This window comes from Streptomyces sp. NBC_00829 (assembly GCF_045161795.1).
GTDB lineage: Bacteria > Actinomycetota > Actinomycetes > Streptomycetales > Streptomycetaceae > Streptomyces.
The window spans coordinates 3,470,235-3,489,377 of record NZ_CP108867.1 but is presented as its reverse complement, the minus strand read 5'-3'; the positions used below and the strand labels follow the sequence as shown (position 1 = coordinate 3,489,377).

14 protein-coding genes and 3 rRNA genes are annotated in these 19,143 nt (G+C 66.6%); 14 read left to right on the top strand and 3 right to left on the bottom strand.

The features are described from left to right. The first annotated feature begins 138 nt into the window (after positions 1–138). The 6 genes from OG293_RS15000 (at position 139) to OG293_RS14975 (ending at position 5,349) form a co-directional block, all read left to right on the top strand. Entirely contained in the window at positions 139–453 is a 315-nt protein-coding gene (locus OG293_RS15000; RefSeq protein WP_405999288.1) for a peptidase, read from the top strand. Positions 454–522: 69 nt separating this feature from the next. Beyond that, entirely contained in the window at positions 523–1,122 is a 600-nt protein-coding gene (locus OG293_RS14995; protein WP_405999287.1) for a hypothetical protein, read from the top strand. Positions 1,123–1,350: 228 nt separating this feature from the next. Continuing rightward, entirely contained in the window at positions 1,351–2,250 is a 900-nt protein-coding gene (sigJ, locus tag OG293_RS14990; RefSeq protein ID WP_405999286.1) for an RNA polymerase sigma factor SigJ, read from the top strand. Positions 2,251–2,421: 171 nt separating this feature from the next. Then, positions 2,422–3,495 (top strand): NAD(P)/FAD-dependent oxidoreductase, encoded by a 1,074-nt coding sequence (locus OG293_RS14985; protein WP_406003600.1) that lies wholly within the window; start codon positions 2,422–2,424, stop codon positions 3,493–3,495. A gap of 310 nt (positions 3,496–3,805) precedes the next feature. Continuing rightward, on the top strand, positions 3,806–4,615 hold the full coding sequence (locus tag OG293_RS14980; protein WP_405999285.1) for an ABC transporter ATP-binding protein: 810 nt from the start codon (positions 3,806–3,808) through the stop codon (positions 4,613–4,615). Next, positions 4,612–5,349 (top strand): ABC transporter permease, encoded by a 738-nt coding sequence (locus OG293_RS14975; protein WP_405999284.1) that lies wholly within the window; start codon positions 4,612–4,614, stop codon positions 5,347–5,349. The genes OG293_RS14980 and OG293_RS14975 overlap by 4 nt, the downstream gene beginning before the upstream one ends. 34 nt (positions 5,350–5,383) lie before the next feature. Here the strand turns inward: OG293_RS14975 and OG293_RS14970 are convergent, their stop codons facing one another. Together OG293_RS14970 and OG293_RS14965 are read right to left on the bottom strand one after the other, a co-directional pair. After that, on the bottom strand, positions 5,384–6,007 hold the full coding sequence (locus OG293_RS14970; RefSeq protein ID WP_405999283.1) for a hypothetical protein: 624 nt from the start codon (positions 6,005–6,007) through the stop codon (positions 5,384–5,386). After that, complete coding sequence (locus OG293_RS14965; protein ID WP_405999282.1) at positions 5,991–6,542, bottom strand: SigE family RNA polymerase sigma factor; 552 nt, start codon at positions 6,540–6,542, stop codon at positions 5,991–5,993. Before OG293_RS14965 ends, OG293_RS14970 begins: the two co-directional genes overlap by 17 nt. Before the next feature lie 549 nt (positions 6,543–7,091). Here OG293_RS14965 and proC point away from each other — a divergent pair. Continuing rightward, positions 7,092–7,901, top strand: a complete 810-nt coding sequence (gene proC, locus OG293_RS14960; protein ID WP_405999281.1) for a pyrroline-5-carboxylate reductase — start codon at positions 7,092–7,094, stop codon at positions 7,899–7,901. Between the two features lie 110 nt (positions 7,902–8,011). Here proC and trpS read toward each other — a convergent pair whose 3' ends face one another. Further along, the gene (gene trpS, locus OG293_RS14955; RefSeq protein WP_405999280.1) at positions 8,012–9,007 is read right to left on the bottom strand and encodes a tryptophan--tRNA ligase; all 996 of its coding nucleotides are present in this window, start codon (positions 9,005–9,007) and stop codon (positions 8,012–8,014) included. An 839-nt stretch (positions 9,008–9,846) separates the two neighbouring features. Here trpS and OG293_RS14950 point away from each other — a divergent pair. The 7 genes from OG293_RS14950 (at position 9,847) to OG293_RS14920 (ending at position 19,104) form a co-directional block, all read left to right on the top strand. Further along, positions 9,847–11,372 (top strand): 16S ribosomal RNA (locus OG293_RS14950). Positions 11,373–11,672: 300 nt separating this feature from the next. Then, positions 11,673–14,797 (top strand): 23S ribosomal RNA (locus tag OG293_RS14945). Between the two features lie 86 nt (positions 14,798–14,883). Then, positions 14,884–15,000 (top strand): 5S ribosomal RNA (rrf, locus tag OG293_RS14940). The 16S, 23S and 5S rRNA genes sit together here, the layout of an rRNA operon. A gap of 63 nt (positions 15,001–15,063) precedes the next feature. Continuing rightward, entirely contained in the window at positions 15,064–15,708 is a 645-nt protein-coding gene (locus tag OG293_RS14935; protein WP_405999279.1) for an HAD family hydrolase, read from the top strand. A 43-nt stretch (positions 15,709–15,751) separates the two neighbouring features. Beyond that, positions 15,752–17,002 (top strand): MFS transporter, encoded by a 1,251-nt coding sequence (locus tag OG293_RS14930; RefSeq protein WP_405999278.1) that lies wholly within the window; start codon positions 15,752–15,754, stop codon positions 17,000–17,002. Beyond that, positions 16,953–18,128, top strand: coding sequence for an acetoin utilization protein AcuC (locus OG293_RS14925; RefSeq protein WP_405999277.1), 1,176 nt, complete (start codon positions 16,953–16,955; stop codon positions 18,126–18,128). Before OG293_RS14930 ends, OG293_RS14925 begins: the two co-directional genes overlap by 50 nt. A gap of 160 nt (positions 18,129–18,288) precedes the next feature. After that, on the top strand, positions 18,289–19,104 hold the full coding sequence (locus OG293_RS14920) for a phosphatase (RefSeq protein WP_405999276.1): 816 nt from the start codon (positions 18,289–18,291) through the stop codon (positions 19,102–19,104). Positions 19,105–19,143: the final 39 nt, after the last annotated feature.

Genomic DNA, 19,143 nt, shown 5'->3' with positions numbered 1-19,143 from the left:
CGCGCGACGCACGGAGCCTAGTCGATGATGCGTGCGATCCCGCTCTGACTTGCTAGCCTGCGCGGCGTACGTCAAACGTACAGATCCAGACACGAAACAAGACAAGCGGGCACGACATGGCAACGGGGGCAATTTTCGATGGCTGTTGAAGAAGTACAGAGCGGATCCGAGGGTGTCGTCGAGGCGCTGGACGCGGAACTGGACGTCAAGCGCTACCCGGTCGCGCCGGGCGTCGCACTGAACGTGCGCAGCGGTCCCGGCACCAACTACCGGCTGGTCAAGGTGCTCCCGATCGGGTCCCGGGTGCCGATCAACTGCCAGAAGCCGGGCGAGTGGGTCAGCGGCCCGTACGGCACCACCAACGTGTGGGACTGCATCGCCAACGGGCAGTTCGTCTCGGACGCGTACGTGCACACCGGCAGTGACGGATTTGTGACCATTCGCTGCTCCTGACGCTGCTCCTGCCGCTGCTCCGGCCGGCTCCTGACCGGACAACGGGCGCGAGCGGCGATAATCGACCCCGTGAGCGAACAGAACGAGACCGGCAGTGAGCAGGACGGCGCGGGCGGCGCCGGCACGGGCACGGGCCGTGCCGGCACGGGCGCGGGCGGCGCCGCGGAGAAATCCGGCGGTGGCCCCGGTGGCCCGCAGCCCGAGCCCATCCGTTTCTTCGGCACGACCTGGGTCGGCCACGACGGGGGCTACGGGCTGCGCCGCGCCGCCGTCGCCGCCGGTTCTCTCGCCGCGGCAGTCGCGGGCTGTCTGGTCCTGCGCTTCGCCTACCAGGGACTGGCGATCGCCGATGTCGGCGGCTTCGTGAACACGCTGGTCGTCCTGATGTTCGCGATCTGCAGTGCCATCGCCTTCCGCAAGACCTGGGAGGGCTTCACCCGCCGCCCCGCCGGCTCCACCACCGAGGACTCGCTGCGCAGCCTCAAGGCGATCGGCTTCGTCGGCTCGCTCCTGGCCTACTTCCTCCGCGCGCTCACCGAGGCTCCGGGCGAGAAGCTGCACCGCGAGGAGTACGACAGGGCCCGCAGCCGGTACGAGAAGCGCCGCGGCTCCCGCACGGGCAACCCGGCCGCCCGCAAGGCAAAGGGTGGCAAGTCCCGGCGCAGGTAGGCGCCGCCCGGTGAGGATGGGTGTTTGACCGGCCCCTGAAGGGCTCCCGCGTCGTCGGCATCGGCGCCGGCACGGGCGTACGCCGTGGAGCTCGGTGTCACAGTGCGCGCGTCCGAACCGTCCCCTCTGTAGAGCGCGTCTGCAGCACATATCTGCAGGAGCAGCAGCAGGAGCAGTAGGTGTCTGTGGAACGCGTGTCCGGAGCGGAGCCGACGAGGGGACCGGGACATGGCCGAGCTGGCCGAATTCGAGAAGCAGCGCAGCCGCCTGTGGGGTATCGCCTACCGCATCACCGGCTCGGTCGCGGACGCCGAGGACGCCGTCCAGGAGTCATGGCTGCGCTGGCAGCGGCTGCCGGACGGCGAGGCGCAGGACCCGAAGGCGTATCTGACGACCGTCGTGAGCCGCATCTGCTACGACCAGATGGGCTCGGCGCGCGCCCGCCGCGAGTCGTACGTCGGGCCGTGGCTGCCGGAGCCCGTCGTCACCGACGGCCCGGGCGGCGGACCGGTGGACCCCGAGGACCGGGTCACGCTCGACGAGTCCGTGGGCGTCGCCCTGCTCACCGTCCTGGAGCGACTCACCCCCGCCGAACGGACCGCGTTCATCCTCCATGACGTCTTCGCGGTGCCGTTCCCGGAGATCGCCGAGGTAGTGGGCCGTACGCCTGACTCCGTGCGGCAGCTGGCCTCACGCGCCCGCCGGCGGGTACGGGCCGAGGCCCCGCGCCGCTCGGTGGACCGCGGCGAGCACCGGCGTGCCGTCGACGCATTCCTCACCGCCGTCATGGGCGGGGACTTCGACGGGCTGCTGGAGATCCTCGACCCCGATGTGGTGTGGCGTTCGGACGGTGGCGGCAAGGTCACGGCGGCCCGGCTGCCGGTCCTCGGTGACGAGAAGGTCGCACGCTTCGCGCAGCGACTGACGCGCGGCTTCGACCCGGGTTCGATGCGGGTGTTCGTACGGGACGTCAACGGCGCCCCCGGGCTTGTCCTCGTCGATCCGGTCGGCGCGCAGGCGGCGGTCTTCGCGTTCACCGTGTGCGAGGGGCGGATCACCGAGATCGACGCGGTCCTCAACCCCGACAAGCTGCGCCACCTCGGCCTCCTCGACCTCGAAGGGGCGTGACGGGGGCAGCCGTCACACTCGGGCCGGGTGCGTCGTCCCCCTTGTATGACGACAACGAAGCCAACGAAGCCAACGAAGCCAACGAAGCCAACGACGCCAACGACGGCAACGACGACGACAACCAAGACAACGACCCCATCGACGGCATCGGCGCAGGAAATCCGCACGGTCATCGTCCTCGGGGCGGGCTACGGAGGCCTGATGGCGGCGCTCCGCCTGGCACCACACTTCGAGGTCACGCTGCTCGACCCGAGCGACCGCTTCACCGAACGCGTCCGGCTGCACGAGCTGGCGGCCGGACGCGCGGACGTCACGCACCCGCTGGCCGGTCTGCTGCGCGGGACGGGCGTACGCCATCTGGCCGTACGCGCCACCGCACTGGACCCGGCCGCGCGCCTGGTCACCACGGACGACGGCCGCAGCCTTCCGTACGACCGGCTGGTGTACGCACTCGGCAGCCGCACCGCCGAGACCGCGGGGGAACGCGCCTACACCGCGGAGTCGGCCGACGCCCTGCGCAAGCGGCTGCTGGACGGGCCGGGCAGCCTGGCCGTCGTGGGCGGAGGCCTGACCGGCATCGAGATGGCGACGGAACTGGCCGAGGCGTACGCGCAGTGGAACGTCCGCCTGCTCACCTCGGGCCCGGTGGCCGCGGGCCACTCCCCGCGCGGCCGGTCCCACATCCGGGGCGTCCTGACGGACCGGGGCGTCCGCGTCGAGGAGGGCACGCGGATCGCGGACGCGGACGCGGTGGACGCCGACGTGGTGGTCTGGGCGGCCTCGATGGTCCCGAACACGGCCCTCGCGTCGGAGGCGGGCCTCTCACTGGACCCGGCGGGCTCGGGCCGCATCGAGGTGGACGCGACCTTGCGCTCGGTCTCGCACCCGGACATCTACGCCGTGGGCGACGCGGCGGCCTCCCACGCACCGGACGCCGGCCGGCTGCGGATGTCCTGCGCGACGGCCATCCCCACGGGCGCCCACGCGGCAACCTCGATCACTTCCGAGTCCCACGGCAGGACACCCGAACCCCTGCGCTTCGGCTACCTGCTCCAGTGCGTGAGCCTGGGCCGCCACGACGGCCTGATCCAATTCGTCCGCCCCGACGACTCCCCGCGCAACCACATCCTCACGGGCCGCCCGGCCGCCCGGACGAAGGAGCAGGTGGTCCGCTCCACCGTTCGCCTCCTGCGCCTGACGGCCCGCCACCCGTGGGCGGTGAGACTGATCCCGGGGGTGGGGTAGGGCGGTCCGGCACGGCACGGCACGGTCGGCAGGAGGCTCCGGCGCCTGTGGGGGTGTCCGCGTCGGGCGTGGCGCGGACGCCTGTGCCGCGTCGGGTCGCCTGAGGCGGCGGCGTCGTGCCGCGCAGACCACCTCGGTGGCGGGACACGGGAGCACGGGCCGTGGGGGCGTCGGCCTGCCACCCGCCCCGGGTACAGGCCGAGCCCCTGCTCCGGGAAGGGGCGGGGGCAGGGAAGCCGCCCCGCGCCCGACCACCTCCGCCACCTCCGCCGTCTTGACGCCACCTCCCCCCGGGCGCACTATTCATCACATGATGAATTCCCCCGGGGTGGCCGTCCTGGCCCGTGGCCTCACCGTCCGACGCGGCCCCCGCACCGTCCTGCACGGCATCGACTTCACCGTGCCGCCCGGCCGCATCACCGGTCTCCTCGGCCCGTCCGGCTGCGGCAAGTCGACCCTGATGCGGTCGATCGTCGGTACGCAGGCCAACGTCACCGGCACCCTCGACATCCTCGGCAGTCCCGCCGGCGACCCCGCCCTGCGTTCCCGGATCGGCTACGTCACCCAGGCCCCGTCCGTCTACGACGATCTGACCGTCCGCCAGAACCTCGACTACTTCGCCTCCGTCCTCCACCCCGGCCGCCGCCACCGCGACACCCGCCGCGAGCACGTCGCCCGTGCCATCGCCGACGTCGACCTCGTCGCCCATGCCGACGACCTCGCCGGCCGGCTCTCGGGCGGCCAGCGCAGCCGCGTCTCCCTCGCCGTCGCCCTCCTCGGCACACCCGAACTGCTCGTACTCGACGAACCGACCGTCGGCCTCGACCCCGTCCTGCGACGCGACCTGTGGAACCTCTTCCACCGCCTCGCCGACGAACGCGGCGTGACGATCCTCGTTTCCTCCCACGTCATGGACGAGGCCGAACGCTGCCACCGGCTGCTCCTGATGCGCGACGGCGAGATCCTCGCCGAGGACAGTCCCGACGACCTGCGCCTCCGCACCCGTTCGGAGACCGTCGAGGCCGCCTTCCTCCACCTGGTCGACGAGGCCGACGCCCGTCGGCAGGGCACCCACCAGCCGGCCGATCAGGCCGCGCCCCTCCAGGAGAACGCCCGATGAGCACCGCCCGCACCCTCGCCACCGCCGCCCGCGTCCTGCGCCAGCTGCGCCACGACCCGCGCTCCATCGCGCTGATGGTCTTCGTGCCGTGCGTGATGCTGTTCCTGCTGCGGTACGTCTTCGACGCCAGCGAGCAGACCTTCGACTCCATCGGTGCCTCGCTGCTCGGCATCTTCCCGCTGATCACGATGTTCCTGGTGGCCTCGATCGCCACCCTGCGCGAACGCACGTCGGGCACCCTGGAACGCCTGCTCGCCATGCCCCTGGGCAAGGGCGACCTGATCGCCGGCTACGCCCTCGCCTTCGGACTCGTCGCCGTCGTCCAGTCCCTCCTCGCCACCGGCCTCGCCCTCTGGGCGCTCGGCCTGGATGTCATCGGCTCGCCCTGGCTGCTGCTGCTCGTCGCACTCCTCGACGCCCTGCTCGGCACGGCACTCGGCCTCTTCGTCTCGGCCTTCGCCGCCTCCGAATTCCAGGCGGTCCAGTTCATGCCGGCCGTGATCTTCCCGCAGTTGCTGCTCTGCGGGCTGTTCACCGCGCGCGAGAACATGCAGCCCGTCCTGGAGAAGATCTCCGACGTCCTGCCCATGTCGTACGCCGTCGACGCCATGACCCAGGTCCTCGGCCACCCGGAAGCCACCGCCGACTTCACCCGCGACGTCCTGATCGTCGCGGCCTGCGCCGTCCTGGTCCTCGCCCTGGGCGCGGCAACACTCCGCCGCCGTACCCCTTAGGTCTTTCGTTCGGATCGGATCCGAACGAGGGACCCTAGTCGGGGACGACCAGGTCCCCGACCTCCAGCTGGTCATAGACCCACTTCGCGTCGCGAGATCCCACCGAGATGACGTTCGAGGAGGGATACGCCCTCGATGCCGCCTGAGCGATGTACACGGGGGAGTCGCCCGCCCCGGTCAGCTTGATCACCCAGCGGGCGGTGTAGTCATACTTGTCCCCGGGGAACAAATCGGCCGTGAGCCCGGCCTCCGTGTACTTCGACTCGACCATCATCCGGACGAAGGGCCTGCCCTTCATCCACACGTCGATCGGGCGACTCCTCCCACCGAGCTTGTTGACGATCAGCACGCCCTTCTCGGTATTGATGCTCGCGGCGGGGAGCGCCGCCGGCGTCGGCAGGGACGGGCTCGGTGACGTGGCGGCCGGCTCGCGGTGATCCTCGTCCGCGCCCGTCATCCGAGGCACCCCGACGGCGGCGCCTACGATCAGCGCGACGGCGGCAGCCGCCGCCCCCGCCGTGCGACGCCGACGGCCGCGGGCCTCACCCCGTCGCCGGATCTGCGCGCCGGACAGATCCGGCTGCGCCTCTCCGTCCGCGGCCAGCACCCGCAGCGCGGAGTCCAGCCCGTCCGACTCGTGCTCATCGTGCTCGGACACGGCTGCCTTCCTTCCGCTCGGCCGGACCCGCAGGGTCCGCGGGCGGGGTGGACTCGGCCGGCTCGGCGGGAGACAACAGCTTCGCAAGCGCAGCTCGCCCCCGGGACAGCCGCGCCTTGACCGTACCGGCCGGAGCCCCCGTCTCCGCCGCGATCTGCTCGATGCTCATGTCGCAGAGATGGTGGAGCACCACGGCCCGCCGCTGCGCCTCGGGCAATTGCCGCAACGCCTGCACGAGCACTGTGTGTTCAGGCCCCGGACCGGCCGTACGGTCCGCCGGCGGATGGTGCCGCACCAACTCCAGCCACCGCTTCGCCCGCCGCCAGCGGCTCACCGCGAGGCGCAACGCGACCGTACGGATCCACGCCTCGGGAGCCGCCTCGGCCAGGAAGGAGACACGGCGGTCCCAGGCACGCACGAAAGCCTCCTGGACCACGTCCTGCGCCTCGCCGTGATCGCCCGTCAACGCGTACAAGTGCCCCACCAACCGGGGGAAAGAGGCCGCGTAGAAGGCGTCGAATTCCTCCTCCGTCACGAGCGGTAGGACAGCCCCGTGTCCCTCGCGGTTCCCTCGCGGTTCCCTTGCGGAACTCTCCGAGTTCCTCATGCAACCTCCCCCTGCCCTCACGCGTACAGGAGCCGAACCAGCACAGCTGAACCGTCAGCCGACCCAGGGGAGGGCATCCTGCGAGGTCACCTGCGAGGTCACCTGCGACGACACATCGGCGCTGCCGCGCTCGGACTGATCTGCGCGCTGTCACTCAGCGGCTGCACAGGAACTGGCCTCACATCGGACGCGCGCGCCGCTTCTACGAGCAGGTCATTCCGGGCGACGTCATCCGCGTCACCAACGCCAAGGACCAGGTCGCCTCCGGAAACGGCTACGGGGACTGGAACCTCTCCTGGTCCGAATGGCGCTCCCGCAGCGCTCTCCAGACCTGGCGGATCGCACCGGATCCCGCCAGGCCACGGTGCCCGAGGGGCGGTACGACCCACCCCGTACCGCCCCTCGGACACCACGGCACCACCGCGCCCCCGGTGCGAGGATGGCCGCAGGTATCCCCACGGCGAGGTGAGCAGAGCCATGACCCAGACAGTCGCAGTCCTCGGTACGGGCAAGATCGGCGAGGCCCTCCTCAGCGGCATGATCCGCGCCGGCTGGCGCCCCGCCGACCTGCTGGTCACCACCCGCCGTACCGACCGCGCCACCGAGCTGCGCACCCGCTACGGCGTCGAGCCCGTCACCAACGCCGAAGCCGCCAAACGAGCCGACACCCTCATCCTGGCCGTCAAGCCCCAGGACATGGGCAAGCTCCTCGACGAACTCGGCCCTCACCTCACCGCGGACCGTCTCGTCATCAGCGCCGCGGCCGGTATCACCACCGCCTTCATCGAGGAGCGGCTGGCCACGGGCACCCCTGTCGTCCGCGTCATGCCCAACACCCCCGTCCTCGTCGACGAGGGCATGTCGGTGATCTCCGCCGGCAGCCACGCAACCGGCGATCACGTCGCCCACGCCGAGGAGATCTTCGGTGGCGTCGGCAAGACCCTCCGCGTCCCCGAGTCCCAGCAGGACGCGGCCACCGCCCTGTCCGGCTCCGGTCCGGCGTACTTCTACTTCCTCGTCGAAGCCATGACCGACGCCGGCATCCTGCTCGGCCTTCCGCGCGCCCAGGCCCACGACCTGATCGTCCAGGCCGCCATCGGCGCCGCCGTCATGCTCCGCGACAGCGGCGAGCACCCCGTCAAACTCCGCGAAGCCGTCACCTCCCCCGCCGGCACCACCATCAGTGCCATCCGCGAACTTGAGAACCACGGTGTGCGCGCCGCCCTGATCGCCGCCCTCGAAGCGGCCCGCGACCGCAGCCGCGAGCTCGCCTCCGGCAACGGCTGACGGCACTCCGGCCGCACCCGGGCGCAGCCACGGTCACCACTACCTCCATCGCCGTGACGCCACGGCGATGGAGACCGCCTGTCCCCTTTCCTACACAGGCGGCAGCTTTCTCACGCCGGCAACAGCCCGATCGCCCGATAGGCGGCATCCACCCTCGGCCTGGCCATCCCCCTGGCCCGCTCGGCTCCCTTCCTCAGTACCTCGTCCACATGTCCCGGATCCGCGGCCAGCCCGGCGTGCCGCTCCCTGACCGGCCTCAGCAGCTCCACCACCGCCTCGGCCGTGTCCTTCTTCAAGGCCCCGTACGACTCGTATACACCGGCCAGCTCGATCGGGTTCCCGCCCTTACAGGCCGCGAGGATTTCGAGCAGATTCGCGATGCCCGGCCTGGCCTCACGGTCGTACTCGACCTCGCGCCCGCTGTCCGTCACGGCCCGCATGATCTTCTTGTGCACGACGTCGGCGTCATCGAGGAGATAGACGATCCCTGCCCCGGAGTCGTGCGACTTCCCCATCTTCGATGTCGGATCCTGCAGATCCATCACCCGCGCGGCCACCGGTGGATGCGTCGCCTTCGGCACGGTGAACGTGTGCCCGTACCGCTGGTTGAACCGCACCGCCAGATCCCGGGTCAGCTCCACATGCTGGGTCTGGTCGTCACCCACCGGCACCTCGTCGGCTCCGTAGGCGAGGATGTCGGCCGCCATCAGAACCGGATAGCTCAGCAGCGAGAACCGCACGCTCTGCCCGGCTGCCCGCGCTCGCGTCCCCTTCTCCCTGTACTGGATCATGCGCCGCAGCTCGCCGTCGGTGGCCGTGCACTCCAGCAGGTACGACAGCCGCGCATGTTCATCCACATGGCTCTGTACGAATACGGTGCACAGCTCGGGATCCAGCCCGGCCGCCAGCATCAGCGTGGCCGCCTGACGGCTGAGTCTGCGTACCCGAGCCGGATCGTGCTCCACGGTCAGTGCATGCAGATCGACCACGCTGAACAGCGCGTCCGCCCGGTGCTGATCGACGTCGACCCACCGGCGCAGCGCCCCGAGGTAGTTGCCCAGCGTCAGATGCCCTGTGGGCTTGATCCCGCTGAAGATCCGCGTCATCCCGCTCTCCGTCTCCTTTTCGGAGCCACCGCCTCCAGCGGCGGCTCCCTGGGAGGGAAACGAGAACGGCCACCGAAGCGGCGGCCGTTGAGTGCATGCGTAGGTGCCGGCCGCCGTCAGGCGGCCCACCACTGAAGGGGGCACGTACGCATAGTCATACGGGGGAGACTACGCGTCCGGGCGCCAGGTTGACAGCGGATACGTGCGTCCGTAGTGTTCTCCGAGTTGTTCGATGTGAGCACCGACTTCGGCCGGTCCCCGAGCAGCCATTCCGCAAGACACACTTCAAGCAAGCGACGCACTGTCGCCCTGTTTTTCGTGCGCTTTTGCGAAATGAGGAATCCGCGTTCGAACGAGCGCAAACCCCGATTAGCGTCGGGGGACAGGATTCGCTAAAGTCTCACTCGTCGGAACGGCTCAACGGCCGGAAAGACAGCCCGAGTTCGACCGGGAATCAGGCCCGAAAGGATCTGGTAGAGTCGGAATCACCGGAAAGCCGAAAGGCCGGAGGGTGAAAACCCGCCGACAGGGAATCGGACGCGAAAGAGTCTGATAGAGTCGGAAACGCAAGGCCGAAGGGAAGCGCCCGGAGGAAAGCCCGAGAGGGTGAGTACGAAGGAAGCGTCCGTTCCTTGAGAACTCAACAGCGTGCCAAAAGTCAACGCCAGATATGTTGATACCCCGTCTCTGCTTCGGCAGGGCGTGGTTCCTTTGAAAGTCCTATCTTGGCCCTTTGTGGGCGGGTAGGCAATTGACACAGCGAGGACGCTGTGAACAGTCGGTCTTATTCCGACCGGCTGTTCCGCTCTTGTGGTGTTCATCCCGATTACGGGAAAACATTCATGGAGAGTTTGATCCTGGCTCAGGACGAACGCTGGCGGCGTGCTTAACACATGCAAGTCGAACGATGAAGCCCTTCGGGGTGGATTAGTGGCGAACGGGTGAGTAACACGTGGGCAATCTGCCCTTCACTCTGGGACAAGCCCTGGAAACGGGGTCTAATACCGGATACCACTCTTCCTCGCATGGGGAGGGGTTGAAAGCTCCGGCGGTGAAGGATGAGCCCGCGGCCTATCAGCTTGTTGGTGGGGTGATGGCCTACCAAGGCGACGACGGGTAGCCGGCCTGAGAGGGCGACCGGCCACACTGGGACTGAGACACGGCCCAGACTCCTACGGGAGGCAGCAGTGGGGAATATTGCACAATGGGCGAAAGCCTGATGCAGCGACGCCGCGTGAGGGATGACGGCCTTCGGGTTGTAAACCTCTTTCAGCAGGGAAGAAGCGAAAGTGACGGTACCTGCAGAAGAAGCGCCGGCTAACTACGTGCCAGCAGCCGCGGTAATACGTAGGGCGCAAGCGTTGTCCGGAATTATTGGGCGTAAAGAGCTCGTAGGCGGCTTGTCACGTCGGATGTGAAAGCCCGGGGCTTAACCCCGGGTCTGCATTCGATACGGGCTAGCTAGAGTGTGGTAGGGGAGATCGGAATTCCTGGTGTAGCGGTGAAATGCGCAGATATCAGGAGGAACACCGGTGGCGAAGGCGGATCTCTGGGCCATTACTGACGCTGAGGAGCGAAAGCGTGGGGAGCGAACAGGATTAGATACCCTGGTAGTCCACGCCGTAAACGTTGGGAACTAGGTGTTGGCGACATTCCACGTCGTCGGTGCCGCAGCTAACGCATTAAGTTCCCCGCCTGGGGAGTACGGCCGCAAGGCTAAAACTCAAAGGAATTGACGGGGGCCCGCACAAGCAGCGGAGCATGTGGCTTAATTCGACGCAACGCGAAGAACCTTACCAAGGCTTGACATATACCGGAAAGCATCAGAGATGGTGCCCCCCTTGTGGTCGGTATACAGGTGGTGCATGGCTGTCGTCAGCTCGTGTCGTGAGATGTTGGGTTAAGTCCCGCAACGAGCGCAACCCTTGTTCTGTGTTGCCAGCATGCCCTTCGGGGTGATGGGGACTCACAGGAGACTGCCGGGGTCAACTCGGAGGAAGGTGGGGACGACGTCAAGTCATCATGCCCCTTATGTCTTGGGCTGCACACGTGCTACAATGGCCGGTACAAAGAGCTGCGATGCCGTGAGGCGGAGCGAATCTCAAAAAGCCGGTCTCAGTTCGGATTGGGGTCTGCAACTCGACCCCATGAAGTCGGAGTTGCTAGTAATCGCAGATCAGCATTGCTGCGGTGAATACGTTCCCGGGCCTTGTACACACCGCCCGTCACGTCACGAAAGTCGGTAACACCCGAAGCCGGTGGCCCAACCCCTTGTGGGAGGGAGCTGTCGAAGGTGGGACTGGCGATTGGGACGAAGTCGTAACAAGGTAGCCGTACCGGAAGGTGCGGCTGGATCACCTCCTTTCTAAGGAGCATCTAGGCCCTGTCAAAGGGGTCCAGAGCCATAACGCAGGCGAATGTTCTGCGGTGGTTAGCTCATGGGTGGAACGTTGACTATTCGGCACGGTTGGTTGGGATCACTAGTACTGCTTCGGCGTGGAACGTGTGTCTTCGACTGGTCGTGCCGGGCGCGCTGTTGGGTGTCTGAGGGTGCGAGCGTGAGCTCGTCCTTCGGGATGCCGGTCCCAGTGAACTCGCCTGATGGGGTGGGGTGATGGGTGACTGGTCGTTGTTTGAGAACTGCACAGTGGACGCGAGCATCTGTGGCCAAGTTTTTAAGGGCGCACGGTGGATGCCTTGGCACCAGGAACCGATGAAGGACGTGGGAGGCCACGATAGTCCCCGGGGAGCCGTCAACCAGGCTTTGATCCGGGGGTTTCCGAATGGGGAAACCCGGCAGTCGTCATGGGCTGTCACCCGCTGCTGAACACATAGGCAGTGTGGAGGGAACGAGGGGAAGTGAAACATCTCAGTACCCTCAGGAAGAGAAAACAACCGTGATTCCGGGAGTAGTGGCGAGCGAAACCGGATGAGGCCAAACCGTATGCGTGTGATACCCGGCAGGGGTTGCGCATGCGGGGTTGTGGGATCTCTTTTTCACGGTCTGCCGGCTGTGAGACGAGTCAGAAACCGTTGATGTAGGCGAAGGACATGCGAAAGGTCCGGCGTAGAGGGTAAGACCCCCGTAGCTGAAACATCAACGGCTCGTTTAAGAGACACCCAAGTAGCACGGGGCCCGAGAAATCCCGTGTGAATCTGGCGGGACCACCCGTTAAGCCTAAATATTCCCTGGTGACCGATAGCGGATAGTACCGTGAGGGAATGGTGAAAAGTACCGCGGGAGCGGAGTGAAATAGTACCTGAAACCGTGTGCCTACAAGCCGTGGGAGCGTCGGACATCAAGCTTGCTTGGTGTCTCGTGACTGCGTGCCTTTTGAAGAATGAGCCTGCGAGTTTGCGGTGTGTTGCGAGGTTAACCCGTGTGGGGAAGCCGTAGCGAAAGCGAGTCCGAATAGGGCGATTCAGTAGCGCGCTCAAGACCCGAAGCGGAGTGATCTAGCCATGGGCAGGTTGAAGCGGAGGTAAGACTTCGTGGAGGACCGAACCCACCAGGGTTGAAAACCTGGGGGATGACCTGTGGTTAGGGGTGAAAGGCCAATCAAACTCCGTGATAGCTGGTTCTCCCCGAAATGCATTTAGGTGCAGCGTCGTGTGTTTCTTGCCGGAGGTAGAGCACTGGATAGGCGATGGGCCCTACCGGGTTACTGACCTTAGCCAAACTCCGAATGCCGGTAAGTGAGAGCGCGGCAGTGAGACTGTGGGGGATAAGCTCCATGGTCGAGAGGGAAACAGCCCAGAGCATCGACTAAGGCCCCTAAGCGTACGCTAAGTGGGAAAGGATGTGGAGTCGCAGAGACAACCAGGAGGTTGGCTTAGAAGCAGCCACCCTTGAAAGAGTGCGTAATAGCTCACTGGTCAAGTGATTCCGCGCCGACAATGTAGCGGGGCTCAAGCGTACCGCCGAAGTCGTGTCATTCACGCATATATCCCCAACGGGAGTGTGGATGGGTAGGGGAGCGTCGTGTGCCGGGTGAAGCCGCGCCGGAAGGCAGTGGTGGACGGTTCACGAGTGAGAATGCAGGCATGAGTAGCGATACACACGTGAGAAACGTGTGCGCCGATTGACTAAGGGTTCCTGGGTCAAGCTGATCTGCCCAGGGTAAGTCGGGACCTAAGGCGAGGCCGACAGGCGTAGTCGATGGACAACCGGTTGATATTCCGGTACCCGCTTTGAAACGCCCAGTATCGAGCCCATTAATGCTAAGGCCGTGAAGCCGCCCTGATCTCTTCGGAGTTGAGGGGAGTGGCGGAGCCGCCGGCCCAAGGTGGTAGTAGGTAAGCGATGGGGTGACGCAGGAAGGTAGTCCAGCCCGGGCGGTGGTTGTCCCGGGGTAAGGGTGTAGGCCGTGTGATAGGCAAATCCGTCACACATGGGGCTGAGACCTGATGCCGAGCCGATTGTGGTGAAGTGGATGATCCTATGCTGTCGAGAAAAGCCTCTAGCGAGTTTCATGGCGGCCCGTACCCTAAACCGACTCAGGTGGTCAGGTAGAGAATACCGAGGCGTTCGGGTGAACTATGGTTAAGGAACTCGGCAAAATGCCCCCGTAACTTCGGGAGAAGGGGGGCCATCACTGGTGAGAGCACTTGCTGCTTGAGCTGGGGGTGGCCGCAGAGACCAGCGAGAAGCGACTGTTTACTAAAAACACAGGTCCGTGCGAAGCCGTAAGGCGATGTATACGGACTGACGCCTGCCCGGTGCTGGAACGTTAAGGGGACCGGTTAGTCACATTTCGGTGTGGCGAAGCTGAGAACTTAAGCGCCAGTAAACGGCGGTGGTAACTATAACCATCCTAAGGTAGCGAAATTCCTTGTCGGGTAAGTTCCGACCTGCACGAATGGCGTAACGACTTCTCGACTGTCTCAACCATAGGCCCGGTGAAATTGCACTACGAGTAAAGATGCTCGTTTCGCGCAGCAGGACGGAAAGACCCCGGGACCTTTACTACAGTTTGATATTGGTGTTCGGTTCGGCTTGTGTAGGATAGGTGGGAGACTGTGAAGCGGCCACGCCAGTGGTTGTGGAGTCGTCGTTGAAATACCACTCTGGTCGTGCTGGATGTCTAACCTGGGTCCGTGATCCGGATCAGGGACAGTGTCTGATGGGTAGTTTAACTGGGGCGGTTGCCTCCCAAAGGGTAACGGAGGCGCCCAAAGGTTCCCTCAGCCTGGTTGGCAATCAGGTGTTGAGTGTAAGTGCACAAGGGAGCTTGACTGTGAGACCGACGGGTCGAGCAGGGACGAAAGTCGGGACTAGTGATCCGGCGGTGGCTTGTGGAAGCGCCGTCGCTCAACGGATAAAAGGTACCCCGGGGATAACAGGCTGATCTTCCCCAAGAGTCCATATCGACGGGATGGTTTGGCACCTCGATGTCGGCTCGTCGCATCCTGGGGCTGGAGTCGGTCCCAAGGGTTGGGCTGTTCGCCCATTAAAGCGGTACGCGAGCTGGGTTTAGAACGTCGTGAGACAGTTCGGTCCCTATCCGCTGTGCGCGTAGGAGTCTTGAGAAGGGCTGTCCCTAGTACGAGAGGACCGGGACGGACGAACCTCTGGTGTGCCAGTTGTCCTGCCAAGGGCATGGCTGGTTGGCTACGTTCGGAAAGGATAACCGCTGAAAGCATCTAAGCGGGAAGCCTGCTTCGAGATGAGGACTCCCACCCCCTTTGAGGGGTTAAGGCTCCCAGTAGACGACTGGGTTGATAGGCCAGATGTGGAAGCCCCGCAAGGGGTGGAGCTGACTGGTACTAATAGGCCGAGGGCTTGTCCTCAGTTGCTCGCGTCCACTGTGTTGGTTCTGAAACAACGAACTGTCGAGTCCCCATGGCCGGGACTCCGGTGAACAGTTTCATAGTGTTTCGGTGGTCATTGCGTTAGGGAAACGCCCGGTTACATTCCGAACCCGGAAGCTAAGCCTTTCAGCGCCGATGGTACTGCAGGGGGGACCCTGTGGGAGAGTAGGACGCCGCCGAACAATCATTGTGGGAAAGCCCCGCACCTTCTGGTGCGGGGCTTTTCTGCGTTTAGGGTCAGCATTATGCGCTACGACCTTGTGATCTTCGACAACGACGGTGTGCTCGTCGACAGTGAGCCCATCTCCAATACGATCCTGGCCGGCTATCTCACCGAGCTCGGGCACCCCACGTCGTACGAGGATTCCATGCGGGACTACATGGGGTCCGCCGTGCACCGGGTGCACGATCTGGTCCTGGAGCGGACCGGTCAGGTGCTGCCGGCGGACTTCGAGGAAGCCCTGCACGCTCGCGTCTTCGCCGCCTTCGAGCGGGAGTTGATGGCCGTCGAAGGAGTGACGGATGTGCTCGGGAAGATCGTCTCCGACTCCGTGCCGTACTGCGTCGCGTCATCCGGGAGCCATGAGCGCATCCGGATCGGGCATCGGAAGACCGGACTCGATCTGTGGTTCCCGGACAGTGTCGTCTTCAGCGCGCAGGATGTGGGGCGCGGGAAGCCGGAGCCCGATCTGTTTCTGCACGCCGCCGAGCGGATGGCTGTGGCGCCCGAGCGGTGTGTCGTCGTGGAGGACAGTCCCCTCGGCGTGGCGGCAGCCAGGGCGGCCGGGATGGATGTGTACGGGTTCACGGCCATGACGGCCGCCGAGAAGCTGAGCGGGGCCAAGGGGTTCTTCGGAAGCATGGCGGAACTGCCCGCATTGCTTGCGTGATCGATCTACCCATGGGTAGAGGAGCGCCCTACGCTGTGCGGCCATGACAGACGCGCGGTTGCGGCACGGGCGTGCCTCCTTGGCGTTGGGCTTCTTCGCGCAGGGAGTGGCCTTCGCGCTGCTCGTGACGCGTATCCCCGCCATCCAGGACCGGTACGGGATATCCGACGGTCTCCTGCCTGCCTTTCTGGCGGCCGTGCCGGTGCTCGCCGGCGTGGCGAGTGTGGGCACCGAGCGGCTGGTGCGGGCCATCCCGCCGAGTGTGGTGCTCCGGTGGGCCCAGCCCGTCGTGCTGCTGGCCCTGCTCGGGGTCGCCGCGGGTGACGCGTTGTGGCAGGCGGCGCTGGCGCTCGGGTTGTTCGGGCTCGCGGTCGGAGCCCTGGACGCGTCCATGAACATGCTCGGGGTGAGCCTTCAGCGGGCGTACGGACGCAGCATCATGCTCGGTTTCCACGCGACGTACAGCCTGGGCGGCATCGTGGGCGCATCGCTCGCCTGGGCCGGGGCGCACTGGCAGCTGTCGCTGCTGGTGTCGTATCTGCCGGTGGCGGGCGTGCTGTTGCCCGTGGTGTTGCTGGGGAGCCGGTGGTATGCGGACGGGGAGCGCCGCGGGGCCGTCCCGGCGGCGGTGGAGACGGGGTCGCGCCAGGGGCGGGGTCGCGGGGTCGCGTTCGCGCTTCTGCTGCCGCTCTGCCTGGTCATGACCTTTGCGTACATCGGGGACTCGACGGTCTCCAACTGGAGCGCGAAGTATCTCCAGGACGTGCTGGGCAGCTCGGAGGAGCTGGCGACCGTTCCGTACAACGCGTACATGGTCACGACACTGATCGGGCGGGCCGTCGGGGATCTGGGGGTGCGGCGGTTCGGGGCGGTGGCGGTTGTGCGGTGCGGGACCGTGCTGGCCGGGATCGGGTTCGGGGTCGTTGCCATGGCGCCCGGGGCGTGGGTGGGGATTCTCGGGTTCACCATGCTGGGGCTCGGGCTGTGTGTGATCGTGCCGCAGACGTTCGCGGCGGCGGGGCGGCAGGCGGCGGAGGCCGGTGATCCCGGGGCGAGCGATGCCGCTGTGGCGCGCCTGAATGTCTTCAACTACGTGGGGTTCTTGATCGGTTCACCGTTGGTGGGGGCGCTCGGCGACGCGTGGAGCTATCGGTGGGCCATGGTCGTCCCCATGGCGCTGGTCCTGATGACCCTGAGGTACGCCCGGTCGTTCGGTGCGGAGCAGGCCGGATACGGTGGCGGGCATGAGCGGCCGCGGGTTGTTGATGTGGGACGAGGCGGTAACGAAGTATGACTTCGGTGACGGCCATCCGATGGATCCGGTACGGCTTGCGCTGACCATGGGGTTGGTGCGGGCCTACGGGCTGGATCGCGCCCTCGATGTGGTGTCCGCGAAGCCGGCCGGGGACTCGACGCTGAAGCTCGTGCACCGCGAGGATTTCGTGGCCGCGGTCAAGGCCGCGTCGGCCGATCCCCGGGCTGCCGACCAGGCATACGGGCTGGGGACGATGGACGACCCGGCGTTCGCGGGGATGCACGAGGCGTCGGCGCTGATCGCGGGGCAGTCGGTGGGTGCGGCCGAGGCGGTGTGGCGCGGTCGGGTGGCGCACGCCGTGAACTTCGCGGGCGGGCTTCATCATGCGATGCCGGGGTCGGCGTCAGGTTTCTGCGTCTACAACGACGCTTCGCTGGCGATCGCGCGACTGCTGGAGCTCGGGGCCGAGCGGGTCGCGTACGTGGATGTCGACGTGCACCACGGCGACGGGGTACAGGCGGCGTTCTGGGACGATCCGAGGGTGCTGACGATCTCGTTGCACGAGCATCCGCGGATGCTGTTCCCCGGGACCGGGTGGCCGGAAGAGACCGGTGGGCCCGGGGCGGGTGAGGGCAGTGCGGTGAATGTGGCGCTGCCGGCGGGGACGGGCGACACGGGGTGGCTGCGGGCGTTCCACGCGGTGGTGCCGGAGCTGCTGGCGGACTTCCGGCCGCAGGCGCTCGTCACACAGCACGGAGCCGATACGCACTTCGAGGATCCGCTGGCGCATCTGGCGGTGTCGCTGGACGCGCAGCGGCTGGTGCAGGAGGCATGTCACTCGCTGGCGCACGAGTACGTCGAGGGCGGGCGCTGGGTCGCACTCGGGGGCGGTGGATACGCGGTGGTGGACGTCGTGCCGCGGTCCTGGACGCATCTGGTGGGGATCGCCGGGCATGCGCCGGTGGACCCGGAGTCGGTCGTTCCGTCGTCGTGGCGGGACGAGGTGTACGCGCGGACGCGGCAGCTGGGGCCCGGGCGGATGACGGACGGCCGGGAGCCCGTGTGGCGCGGGTGGGAGGAAGGCTACGACCCGGCGGACCGCCTGGACCAGGCGGTGCTGGCGACGAGGCGGGCGGTGTTTCCGCTGCGGGGGTTGTTGGCGTAGCGGCGGACGGTCCGTCGGGGCAGTCGGGGCAGTCGGGGCAGTCGGTGTGGATGGGGTGGACGGTCCGTCGGGGCGGTCGGGGTGCGCGGCATTACGCCAAGTGTGCGGGGGATTCTGCCTTTTGGCCCGGGATTCTCCTCCATGCGGCAGCATCAGGAGCGTGTTGAGTACCGGAGCGCTGCGTGCGCATCTCTTGGCCGCTCGGTTGGCCGGTCCCGTGGCCACGTCGCGCGAGGAGAGTCTGCGCAGTTATCGGCTCTTCGCGGAGCGGGATCCGCGGGTCACCCTCGGGCTCGATCCCGAGTGGGAGTGGCGCGAGCGGGACGTCATCGCGCTGATGGCCGACAAGTGCGGGGTCTCCGACGATCCCGGGTGTGTGTCGGGGCCCGATGTGATCGATCCCGAACGGACGCTGAGCGCGCTCGGTGCCTTCGCCGAGCGGCTGGGCGATGTGGCCGCCCGGCGTGGTGCGGTGCTGTTCGGGACCGGGCATCCGCACAGGCTGCTCGGGTTCTACGCCGGTCTGGCAGACGCTCTGTCGGCAGCGGGATGCGAAGTCCTCACCCCCGCGCAGGGCCGATGTATCGACATAACGACCCGGTTCGGCGTACGTACGTACAACCTTGAGTACGTACGAGGAGTCGCGCTGGTGCGGGAACCCGGCGCACGGTCCGCCGGCAGTGATACCGGCGCACACACCCATTCGCCGCTGCCGGTTCGGGCTGCCCTGGAGGGTGTCATGGAGGCCGGCGGACCCCTGCCCGAGCTGGTCGTCGGGGACCACGGATGGGTCTGCGGAGCAGGTCAGCTGGGGATTGAGGCCATCGGCCTGGCGGACACGGACGATCCCGCCCTGTTCGTCGGCGAGGCCGAGGGCCGCGTGTCCGTGGCCGTTCCGCTTGATGACGCTGTGCGGTCTGATTACTACCGACCGCTGACACGCTATGTACTCAATCGAGCGTGTCTGTCACAGTAGGCGGCCGATGGCAGCTCCTCTTCCCCACTCGCATCACCC